The organism is Rhizobium sp. BR 315, from assembly GCF_050577975.1.
GTDB lineage: Bacteria > Pseudomonadota > Alphaproteobacteria > Rhizobiales > Rhizobiaceae > Rhizobium > Rhizobium miluonense.
This window is the reverse complement of record NZ_JARWKZ010000104.1, coordinates 1-8,273: the sequence shown is the minus strand read 5'-3', so window position 1 is coordinate 8,273 and position 8,273 is coordinate 1. Positions and strand designations below refer to the sequence as shown.

Annotated in this window: 9 protein-coding genes; 8 read left to right on the top strand and 1 reads right to left on the bottom strand. The window is 58.3% G+C overall.

Annotated elements, in window-relative coordinates; all coding sequences use genetic code 11:
- A partial coding sequence (locus tag QD409_RS34900) for a hypothetical protein (RefSeq protein ID WP_430764976.1) occupies nt 1-271 on the top strand: 271 nt, incomplete at its 5' end.
- A 109-nt stretch (nt 272-380) separates the two neighbouring features.
- A complete protein-coding gene (locus QD409_RS34895) occupies nt 381-596 on the top strand; it encodes a hypothetical protein (protein WP_430764977.1) in 216 nt (71 codons plus the stop codon).
- Between the two features lie 212 nt (nt 597-808).
- Here QD409_RS34895 and QD409_RS34890 read toward each other — a convergent pair whose 3' ends face one another.
- Nucleotides 809-1,279 carry an SgcJ/EcaC family oxidoreductase gene (locus tag QD409_RS34890; RefSeq protein ID WP_430764975.1) on the bottom strand — a complete coding sequence of 157 codons (471 nt, stop codon included), beginning with the start codon at nt 1,277-1,279 and terminating at the stop codon, nt 809-811.
- A gap of 198 nt (nt 1,280-1,477) precedes the next feature.
- Between QD409_RS34890 and QD409_RS34885 the strand changes: the two genes are divergently transcribed.
- The 6 genes from QD409_RS34885 to QD409_RS34860 all read left to right on the top strand — a co-directional run bounded on the left by QD409_RS34885 (nt 1,478) and on the right by QD409_RS34860 (nt 7,875).
- Nucleotides 1,478-2,605, top strand: coding sequence for a sensor histidine kinase (locus QD409_RS34885; protein WP_430764974.1), 1,128 nt, complete (start codon nt 1,478-1,480; stop codon nt 2,603-2,605).
- Complete coding sequence (locus tag QD409_RS34880; RefSeq protein WP_430764973.1) at nt 2,602-3,264, top strand: response regulator; 663 nt, start codon at nt 2,602-2,604, stop codon at nt 3,262-3,264. Before QD409_RS34885 ends, QD409_RS34880 begins: the two co-directional genes overlap by 4 nt.
- Nucleotides 3,265-3,272: 8 nt before the next feature.
- Nucleotides 3,273-5,219, top strand: a complete 1,947-nt coding sequence (locus tag QD409_RS34875) for an ATP-binding protein (protein ID WP_430764972.1) — start codon at nt 3,273-3,275, stop codon at nt 5,217-5,219.
- A gap of 3 nt (nt 5,220-5,222) precedes the next feature.
- Entirely contained in the window at nt 5,223-5,690 is a 468-nt protein-coding gene (locus QD409_RS34870; RefSeq protein WP_430764971.1) for a response regulator, read from the top strand.
- A gap of 156 nt (nt 5,691-5,846) precedes the next feature.
- Nucleotides 5,847-6,035, top strand: coding sequence for a hypothetical protein (locus tag QD409_RS34865; protein ID WP_430764970.1), 189 nt, complete (start codon nt 5,847-5,849; stop codon nt 6,033-6,035).
- Nucleotides 6,036-6,165: 130 nt separating this feature from the next.
- Nucleotides 6,166-7,875: a sensor domain-containing diguanylate cyclase gene (locus QD409_RS34860; RefSeq protein ID WP_430764969.1), complete on the top strand. Its 1,710-nt coding sequence runs from the start codon at nt 6,166-6,168 to the stop codon at nt 7,873-7,875.
- The last annotated feature ends 398 nt before the right edge of the window (nt 7,876-8,273 follow it).

The window sequence follows — 8,273 nt, the reverse complement described above, 5'->3', positions numbered from 1 at the left end:
CGCACAAGGCGATTTGTCGCAAAGCGAGCTCGAAGTCATAAAGCGAGTATTTGACTTAGCTACGACGCAGAGCTGGTTCGATGATACTCAATACAGCCGACAGGGTTTTGCTGCCGCGCTGATCGACTTGTTTCGATGCGGAATGGTAAATCCGACCCAGCTGGAAAGGATTGCGATGTTTTGGGCATTGAGCGACTTTTCCCAGAACATGTCGAATGCCCAAAGGGCTAAACTGAGATCACTCTACGGCCGATGCGAGGTCGAGCGATAAGTGTAGCTGTTGAGGAAGGGAAGTATCGATTTGCAGCGCGATCTCACCCAGTTTTGCATTTCTCCGTGACCCTACTTCGATATCGATATCGTTAATGGCGTCTCCGCGATTGAGCGGATCAGCGTTAAATGAAAATACGGGTCAGAGCCGCGTCGAACTCGACAGCTCGGCGCAAAAGAGCCAGCTCGCCGGTAACCATTTCATCGCCGTTACGTCCAACCTCGACAAGCTTCCCGAGTTGGGCGGCCTGACCCTGTGGAAAGGCGCGCGGAAGATCCGCTTCAAGACGATTGAAGGCCGAAATACCAGGGCACCCCGCTTTTAGCTGGGGTTAACTGAAAGCGGGCAGGACGCTCGGGATTCGCTGGGCCAGAGCGCCCTCCGTGCGTCACAATGAACGCACGGGAACTCCAGCTGCGGAAAAATTGTCACCGGGATCGGCGTCGACATGGCTATGTTGTGCCGGTCCCGATGACGAGTGGCGGCCCCACGCCGTGTTTTATTGCGGTAAAACGGCAGCGCGAGGCCGGACTGCCGTTATTTCTCCGGCATCATCGACGAATGGTGGGACGTGATCAGCCACTCGCCCTTCTTGAACTCATAGGTGTATGTGTAGCGTGCCGGGACCTTCGAGCCGTCCTTGAGGGTAAAGGTGTAGGTGCCGACGTCGACCGCCCAGTTACATCCGATCTTGATGTCGCGGCTGTCGATATGGCCCTGCGGCTTCTTCTCCAGGAAGTGCTCGAAGTATTCGCGTCGATCCTCCTGCGTCAGGCGGGGCTTGTTTGCCAGCGTCGCGAGAAGAACGGAGTCTTCGCTATAGTTCTTGAGAACTTCCTCCGGCTTCAGTGTCGCAAGCGACGTGTTCCAGCGGTCGAAGAGGCTTGCGATCTGCTGCTCGGTAACCGGGGCACATGCGGATTTTTCCACGGTTCCTGTCGCAGAGGCGGCGGCCGGTTGGATCAGCGCAAGGCCGGCAACGAGGGTAGCAGCAATGAGGATACGCATTTTCAGTTTCTTCCTATCTGGCGGTTCCGGCGGACATCGCATCGGTCAACCGCATGACCAGATATCTAGTTGATCGGCCTGGCAGCCTCATCTGCCGATTGGTGCCAATCCGATCTGCCGAACGGCATAGAGACATCGCGGCCGGAATGATTATGGTATGATGGAAATGATCATTTTTAGGAGCGTGGCTGCGCAGGCATGGAGCAAGGTATCGACACGACGCAGTCGGCAACCGTCAGGGAATTGAGGACCCTCTATCGTGCTGCGGAGGCGCGGGCGGCACGCTTGCGCTTCATTATCGAAGCGCGAGACTTGCTGGATGGTGAAACCTTCGAGACCGCCGCAAGGGAAATATTGGCTCGCATCATCGTCTTTGCCGGCGCACTGCGGGCCGTGCTCGTTCTGCCGCAGCTTCGGAATGAAGACCCCCTGGAATTGAGCGCCGGCAGCCCCGCGTGCGATGCGCAAACCGAATCCATCGTGTTTTCCTGGGAGAACGCCGCCGGTCTCCATCTGACGATTGTGGGGGTGTCGAAGGGGCGTCCGATTGATCCCGACGATCGCCAGACCATGGAGATCGTCGCGGGCCTGCTAGCTGATGCGTTCAATCTCGAACGCCAGGCGGCGGAAAGGCTCGAACTTCTCGACAATCTCGCGAGGCAGCGCAACGAACTCTCGGCGTTGGTCGCCCAGCTGATCGAAGCCCAGGAGCAGGAGCGGCGGAGGGTCGCGCAAGATCTGCACGACGGCGCCGCCCAAATCGCCGCAACGCTCGGCTATCATTTGCAAAGCCTCGGCGTCCGCGTCGGCGACGACCATGCCCTTCGCGGCGAACTCGATGAACTGGCAGCGCTCGCCCGCCGTTCTGTTGCGGATATCCGCGCCGCCATCGCCGATCTTCGCCCTGCCGAGCTCGACGATCTCGGGCTTGCGGCGGCGCTGCGCGCGCGTCTCGATGCCATCGACGATATCGAGGTGATTGCCGATCTGGATAAGGCGGCCGCCGATTGGCCGACATCCACCGGGATCGTCTTTTACCGTGTGGCACAGGAGGCGATCGTCAATGTCGTCAAGCATGCCGATGCGACAAGATTGATCGTCCGTCTTTTCGAGGATGAAGGCTGCGCTCATTTGGAAGTGATCGACAACGGAAAGGGCATTATGGAAAATCGGAATCCTTCCACACGCGGAGAACGTCTTGGCATTGTCGGCATGCGGGAACGCTTGGGGCTGCTGAACGGTCAAATCACCGTCGCGGCCAATACTGGCGGCGGAACGCGTGTTTGCGCCGTCGCACCCCTGAAGCAGAAGACAGCTGGCGCATGACCGCTTCAATTCTCATTGCCGACGATCACGATCTCGCCCGTGCAGGCCTCGCTGCTATGATCGGTGGCGAAGATGATTTTCAGATCCGCTGGAGCGTGCGCGATGGTATGGAGGCGGTGGATGCCTGTGCGGCCCATAGGCCGGACTTGGCACTCCTCGATATTCGTATGCCGCGTCTCGACGGTCTGGGCGCGACGCGGGAGATCCGGCGCGTATCACCGTCAACGCGGGTCATGATCATCACGATGCACGACAGTCTCGATTATCTGGAAGCAGCTATCGAGGCCGGGGCGTCGGGATATCTGCTGAAGGATGCCAGCCGCGATGACATTCTGCGCACCATCCGGCGGGTGCTTCAGGGCGACGCTTTCTTTGACGGCGCCCTCGTCGCCAAGCTCTTGCGCCGTGCCGCGACGAAGCCGCAAACCAGCAACAGCGCTCTGGAGACGCTGACGGTTCGGGAGCGCGAAGTCCTGTCGAAGGTCGCAGAGGGCCTGACCAACAAGGAAATCGCACGGACCTTGAAGATCGCGCCCGGCACCGTGAAGATCCATGTTGAGCGCATCATCGCCAAGTTGGGGGCCGGCGACCGCACCCAGGCGGCCGTCATGGCGGTTCACGGCGGGCTAGTGGAAATGTCGAAAGTGCCGTCGCGATGAGCAAGGCCATGCGTGCGTCCCAATGGCGCTTCGCCGATCTTCCGTTGCGCACCAAGGGCATCGTTATCATTTTGGTGCCGCTGGCGCTGCTCATGGCAGCGCTCGCTTCGGTCTTCGTCGCGGACCGCCAGAGCAGGGTGGCCGAGGATCAGGTGCGGGTGACGCTGGAAATTCAATCCGGTATCCAGGAGATCCATGCCCTGATCGCCGAGGCGGCAACCGGGGTCCGGGGTTATCTCTTGACCGGAAACGACGATTTCCTTGACCCCTATAATCGCGCCGAGGCAAGGCTGCCGATCGTTATCGACGACATGAGCGGCAGACTACGGGACGAGGAACAAAAGGCTCGCCTTGAGCGCATTCGCGCCCTTGTAGGCACCAAGCTCGCCAGCCTCGATGCCTTGCGGCACGCCGATGCATCGCCGGCGCCATCTCGCGAGGGCCTGACGGCCGCATTGACCGAAAGCAAGCGGGACCTTGACGTGCTGCGGGCCGAAATCGATGCGATGACGAAGCGGGAAGCCGATCTGCTGGGCGCCCGGACCGAGACGGCGGACAGGGTGCGCATCCTCTCACGAAGCCTGATGGTGGCTGCCGGGGTTCTCGGTTTTCTGGGCGCGTTCATCGCGGTTCTCTTGTTCTCGGCGAGCATCGTTCGCCGGGTCTATGCCTTGAAGGCTCAGGCGCATCGTCTGTCGCGGGGCGAGGCTGTCGTCGTTGCTGATGCTTCTCGCGACGAGCTGGGGGTGCTTGAGCGGGCGCTTCAGGATGCAGGTATACTCCTGAAAGCGCGCGAGGCCGACCTGAAGGAGAGCGAGGAGCGGTTTCGCCTTCTGGTCGAGGGTGTCAGCGACTATGGCATCATCAGACTCGATACCAATGGACTGGTGGTCAGCTGGAACGCCGGCGCCGAGCGGATAACCGGCTATAGGGCCGAAGAGATCATCGGAAAGCCTTTCGCACGCTTCTACCCTTCGGAAACACAGGACACTTTGCCGGCGAAGGAGCTTTCGGAGGCGAGCCTGATCGGGCGGGCGGAGGCGGAGGGATGGCGCGTTCGCAAGGATGGATCGCGGTTCTGGACCCATGCCGTTGTAACTGCGCTGCATGATGAAACAGGCCGCTTGCGCGGCTTCTCCAAAATCATACGCGATATCACCGAGCGCAAGCAATTTGATGAGGCGCTGCTTACGGCCCGCGAGGAGGCAATTCAGGCGAACAACGCGAAGAGCGAGTTCTTGTCGCGTACGAGCCACGAGCTGCGAACGCCGTTGAATTCGATACTCGGTTTTGCCCAGCTTCTGGAAATGGACGCCAGGGACGACGACTCAAAAGACAGTGTCGGCCAAATCCTGAGAGCTGGGCGGCACCTTCTCAGTCTGATCAACGAGCTTCTTGACCTGTCGCGGATCGAGGCCGGGCGAATGGATATCTCGATCGAACCGGAACCCGTTTCCGAGGTGATCGCGGAAGCCATTTCGCTCGCTAAGCCTCTTAGCACCGAGCGCCAGATCCTGATCGGGATCATCGAGCCGGCTGAGGCCGGTCTGGTCGTGCTGGCCGATCGACGCCGTCTCCTCCAAGTGCTGCTCAATCTTCTGTCCAACGCAGTCAAATATAACCGTCGCGAGGGAAGCGTCACGGTCAGCCACGGCAAGGCGAAAGATGGCCGTGTCCGGATTGAAATCAGCGACACCGGCTTTGGCATCTCACCCGACCTTGCCTCGCGCATTTTCGATCCCTTCGACCGGTTGGGAGCCGAGCGGAGCGACCAGGAGGGGACCGGTCTCGGTCTCGCTCTGTCGAAGAGCCTGATCGAAGCGATGGGTGGCACGCTTGGCTTTAGCAGCAGTCAGGAGATCGGCGCCACTTTCCATTTGGAATTGCCGGGCGGATCTTCCATGTTTCTGGAACACGAGCCTCTAAAGATCCATCCCATTGAACGAGGTGCATGATCGATGACCAATTCGGTAGACAACCTGCGACGATCGACGATCCTGATCGTGGATGATGAGCCTGCCAATGTCGCATTGCTGGAGCGTCTGCTGAAACGCGAGGGGTTCACCGAACTCCTGACCACCACCCAGCCCCGTGAGGCCTTACGCCTCTTCCGGGAACATCCCGTGGATCTCATCCTTCTCGACCTTATGATGCCGGATCTCGATGGTTTCGCCATCTTGGAAACCTTTGCGCGGCTCATTCCCGAAGACAGCTATCTGCCGATCCTCGTGCTGACGGCTGACGCGACATTGCCAACGCGACGGCGGGCTCTTTCGCTTGGCGCCAAGGACTTCCTGACGAAGCCCTTCGATGCGATCGAGGCCGTTCTCAGGATTTTTAATCTGCTTGAAACGCGGATATTGACCCTTGAGCTTGCCAGGCACGGCTTGGCGCTGCCCAAATCGGAGCGGCCGAGAACCGATTGAGCCGGTGGGCTTTTATGCGCTTGCCCGGATTGTCCTCGATGCGCGCGAGATCATCAGGTCGAGGTCCGTCCCGCCTGTACCAATGCTAGCCGCTGGGATTGCGCGCTCAAGCGGACGTACGACGAGAGCCACTTTGACGTCTGGCTTGGCCTGCGCATGGCCAAGGAGCTCGTCAACACCAACGCCTCGCTCGTCGATGCCTTCCAGACGTCGCTGAAGCTTGCCCGGCTGAGGAGCACTGCTCCGGTACTGACACACCTCAACTGCATCCTCGGTCGGAAATCTCGCTGGTCCAAGGGGATGGTGGAGGTTCAAGTAGTACCATTGAAATGTCAGGCCGTTTAAACGATCGAATTTGAGGCCAAAAATTCCGTCCTTAATTCTATTATAATGCGCCGGAGATAATGAACGATGGAGGATTTTTTTTGTTGTGGCCCGCAAGACAAGTGCGGGCCGAGGCCAAATCGGAGTGTAAGTGTCGCGGAATTCCACCTTTGATATCGAAGCTTGGCGCAATGAAGAAATCAGGACCGAGCTCGAGCACCGAACCAAAGTCACACCAGCGATGCTCCATTCGATCAACAAGGACGGCCTACTGATCTCGGTGAGCGATGCGTGGCTGGATAAACTCGGTTACACTCGAGAAGAAGTTATCGGCAGACGTTCGTCTGAGTTTTTAACCGCCGAGTCGCGCGCGTACGCATTGCGGGAAGTCCTTCCGGCCTTCTTTCTGACCGGCCATAGCGACAACATCGAATATCAAATGGTTTGCAAGAACGGCCGCATTATCGATGTTTTGTTGTCGGCGGTTTTGGATAGGCTTCCGGGTGAAGCCCAGGGTGTGTCGTTGGCGGTCATCACGGATGTGACGGCACTGAAAGCAGCGAAGCGCCAATTAGCCTTAAGCGAAGCACGATATAGGGATCTCGTGGAAAGCCAAACGGAGTTGGTGTCGCTGGCAAGCCCTGAGGGTGAGCTTCGATTTGTCAATCATGCCTACGCACGTCACTATGGTCGCGAACCCGACGAAATGATCGGAAAGAGTCTGTTCGACTTCATTCCAGAGACCAGCCGATTGGCGGTCGAGCACCATTTGGGCAAGGTTTGCAGCGTCGATCACAGCATTGAGAATCAAAATCAAGTCGTGTTGCCCGATGGCCGGGTCAGATGGATGGCATGGACCAACAAGGCCCTGAGAGACTTGGACGGGCAAGTAACCGCTATTCATTCGGTAGGCAGGGATATTCATGACCGGGTAGTCGGTGAGCAACGGCTTAAGGAAAGCGAGGCTCGCTACCGGCTGCTGGCGAACCATGGAACCGATATGGTTTTCCAACTCGATGTTGATCTTGTTCACCGGTACGTCTCTCCGGCATGCTACGATATCCTCGGTCGCGAAGCTGAGGAACTGATCGGCACGCACCTAATTGCGATCACACATCCCGAAGATACTGAACGTGCAGGATCGGCATTTCAGTCGCTTGTCGACGGCGACCTCGAGCGCCATTTGCTTCTCTGTCGCTTGCGTCATCGCGATGGGCGTTGGATCTGGGTCGAAGCGCAGCTAAAGGCGCTGATGGATCGGCAATCGGACCTCCCGTCAGGTATTATCGGAACCCTAAGGGATGTTTCGGAGCGCAAAGCGATCGAGGAGCAGCTTCAGGAAGCAAATCGCCAACTACAGACGCTTGCAGATCAAGATGGGCTTACGGGTCTGTCGAACCGCCGGTTGTTTGATGCCGCCTTCTCACGAGAATTCGATCTCGCTTTAGAAGGCGAGAAAGACCTCGCCCTTCTCATGATCGATGTGGACTGGTTCAAGTCGTTCAACGATGGCTACGGTCATCCCGCCGGCGATAGATGTCTGAAGAAGATAGGAGAGTCTATTCGAGACCGCGTGCGGCCGGGCGATATCGTTGCGCGCTATGGCGGCGAAGAATTTGCTGTGCTCCTTCCGACTGCCAGCCTACCAGAGGCAATCGTCATCGGAGAACTCATCCGGAAGAGCGTGCTGCAATTAGCGATCGAACATAAAGGCAGTCCGAACCAGTTTGTGACAGTCAGTATCGGCGTGGCCTCTTTGGAAGTAGGTAATTCTAGTCGGGAATTGCTCCTCGGCAGGGCAGACAGCGCTCTCTACAGAGCTAAAGAGAACGGACGTAACATCGTCGTTCGTGACGCTTAGCATCAATTTCCGCTGCCCAGGTGGTGGTACGAGCGCTCATCAATCGCTGGCGGTTATCGGATATATCGACGTCCATGAACCAGGCCGAGTTAGTGGAGGCTGCGGACCAAGCGCTCTGTGATGCCAAGATGAGTGGCCATGACTGCGTTGCGGCGGACGGTGGCCGGGCAAGCCGCGCCGCGGGCCGTGATCGAGGGCCAAACAATGGCGATGATGTCCAGCCATCACAGGAGACGACAACCCGATGCGTAACGCGAGGGGTTTCCACCCGTCAATTCTGGCATTCATATAGGGTTCAGATGCGGCATGCAGAAATACATGCGTCCCCTAAGACACCCGCTAACTTTCGGAGGCACATATGAAAATCACCTATGCTCTCGCCCTCGCCGGCATGTTGG

What these genes read in the sequence shown, in the direction of transcription:
- QD409_RS34885 (WP_430764974.1), top strand. Translation starts at nt 1,478, where the DNA reads ATGGAGCAAGGTATCGACACGACGCAGTCGGCAACCGTCAGGGAATTG.
- QD409_RS34875 (WP_430764972.1), top strand. Translation starts at nt 3,273, where the DNA reads ATGCGTGCGTCCCAATGGCGCTTCGCCGATCTTCCGTTGCGCACCAAG.
- QD409_RS34880 (WP_430764973.1), top strand. Translation starts at nt 2,602, where the DNA reads ATGACCGCTTCAATTCTCATTGCCGACGATCACGATCTCGCCCGTGCA.
- QD409_RS34865 (WP_430764970.1), top strand. Translation starts at nt 5,847, where the DNA reads ATGGCCAAGGAGCTCGTCAACACCAACGCCTCGCTCGTCGATGCCTTC.
- QD409_RS34890 (WP_430764975.1), bottom strand. Translation starts at nt 1,279, where the DNA reads ATGCGTATCCTCATTGCTGCTACCCTCGTTGCCGGCCTTGCGCTGATC.
- QD409_RS34870 (WP_430764971.1), top strand. Translation starts at nt 5,223, where the DNA reads ATGACCAATTCGGTAGACAACCTGCGACGATCGACGATCCTGATCGTG.